The organism is Rhodoferax sp. (assembly GCF_014859475.1).
Classification (GTDB): domain Bacteria; phylum Pseudomonadota; class Gammaproteobacteria; order Burkholderiales; family Burkholderiaceae_C; genus Rhodoferax.
The window spans coordinates 1-1,587 of the sequence record NZ_JACUUE010000338.1; the positions used below are offsets into that span (position 1 = coordinate 1).

2 protein-coding genes are annotated in these 1,587 nt (G+C 60.9%); both read right to left on the reverse strand.

The features are described 5' to 3' along the window. Positions 1 to 105: 105 nt before the first annotated feature. The gene (fabG, locus tag IBX54_RS15055; protein WP_296543461.1) at positions 106 to 852 is read right to left on the reverse strand and encodes a 3-oxoacyl-ACP reductase FabG; all 747 of its coding nucleotides are present in this window, start codon (positions 850 to 852) and stop codon (positions 106 to 108) included. 74 nt (positions 853 to 926) lie between these two features. After that, the gene (locus IBX54_RS15060) at positions 927 to 1,487 is read right to left on the reverse strand and encodes a YaeQ family protein (RefSeq protein WP_296543462.1); all 561 of its coding nucleotides are present in this window, start codon (positions 1,485 to 1,487) and stop codon (positions 927 to 929) included. Positions 1,488 to 1,587: the final 100 nt, after the last annotated feature.

A 1,587-nucleotide genomic window follows, 5' to 3' on the forward strand; every position in this document is an offset into this window, starting at 1 on the left:
CGAAGTCTCTGTTCAAGGTCCGTGTGCGGTATCGGGCAGGGTACGGATGGCTCGCGATGACGGTACGCTTTCATCATTTGGGGCGTCGCTCTGGATTCTTGCAAGTTAGAGCGAAATGCCGCCCGAGACTTCGATCACTTCGCCATTGATGTAGCTGGCCTCGTCGCTGGCCAAAAAGGCATAGACGTTGGCAATTTCCTCGGGCTTGCCCAAGCGGCGCAGAGCGACCTTGGCACCGAGGTCCTGCAGCACTTTTTCGGGCATGGCCGCCACCATCGGAGTGGTGATGAAGCCGGGAGCCACAGCATTGGTGCGCACACCCTTGGGGCCGAGCTCGCGGCTCCAGGTCTTGGTAAAGCCGATTACGCCGAACTTGGTGGCGGCGTAGTTGGTCTGGCCGAAGTTGCCATACAGGCCGACCACCGAGCTGGCGTTCAGAATCACGCCGCTGCCCTGCGCCACCATGCCGTCAGCCACCGCTTGTGAGCAGTGGAATACGCCGCGCAGGTTGACGTCGATGACCTTGTCGAACTGTTCGGTGGTCATTTTTTGCAGACGCGCATCCTGGGTGATGCCGGCGTTGTTGACCAGCACGTCGATTCGGCCGAATTTGGCCTTGACCTGGGCCACCACGGCATCGACCATGGGGCGCTGGGTCACGTCCATGACAAAGCCTTCAGCCGTAGCGCCCAGGGCACGGCACTGGGCCACGGCCTCGTCAATGCCGGCCTGCTTGACGTCGCACACGATAACAGTGGCGCCTTCCTGGGCAAATTTGAGCGCGGTGGCCAGACCAATGCCTTGAGCGGCGCCGGTGATGATGGAAATTTTGTTGGAAAGACGTGCGGACATGGTATTTACGAGAGTAGTGAAAGAACGTCGGACATGTTATAGCAACGACATTTCACCAAGTTGACACCAGACAACTACTTCCAGCTTAGCGGCTCAATATTGACGTTGTGGCTGCCGTCGCCCAGCATCAGCACGCCCTCCTGGAGGGTGGCCTGCAGCGTCATGCTGCGCTGCGCCATGGGAATGAGTGCCTGGGCCGCAGCGGTGGGGATGCGCCAGACCCGAAGGTTTTTTGCGCGTGCGAGCTTGCTTTCCATGCCGCGCCACCACACCTCGGCGGCCTGGCCATAGCAATACAGCGCCACGGCATCGGCCTTGCCGCAGGCTTTGAGCAGCGGTTTGTCCTCGGGTTGGCCGACCTCGATCCACAGGCGCGTGCGTCCGGTGAAGTCGCGCAACAGCACGTCGGGCTCATCGGGGTCGCTCAAGCCCGCGCCAAAGGCCAGCGTGGCGTCGCCGCCGCAAACGCTTTGCAGCTGGTGCGCCTGCCAGGCCAGCGCGCACAGCCGCACCATCATGCGTTCATCGGTTTCGCTGGGGTGGCGCGCCAGCGTCAGGGCATGGTCAGCGTAGTAGCCGTGATCAATGTCTGCAATTTGCAGGTTGGCCTTGAATATGGTGGATTTGGTGGCCATGGGTTATCGGATGCGGTGAAAGGAGATCGTTATTGCGCAATTGCCCGTCATTGCGAACGCAGTGACGCAATCCATGACCCCGGACTGCATGGACTGCCGC

What these genes read in the sequence shown, in the direction of transcription:
- fabG (WP_296543461.1), bottom strand. Translation starts at nt 852, where the DNA reads ATGTCCGCACGTCTTTCCAACAAAATTTCCATCATCACCGGCGCCGCT.
- IBX54_RS15060 (WP_296543462.1), bottom strand. Translation starts at nt 1,487, where the DNA reads ATGGCCACCAAATCCACCATATTCAAGGCCAACCTGCAAATTGCAGAC.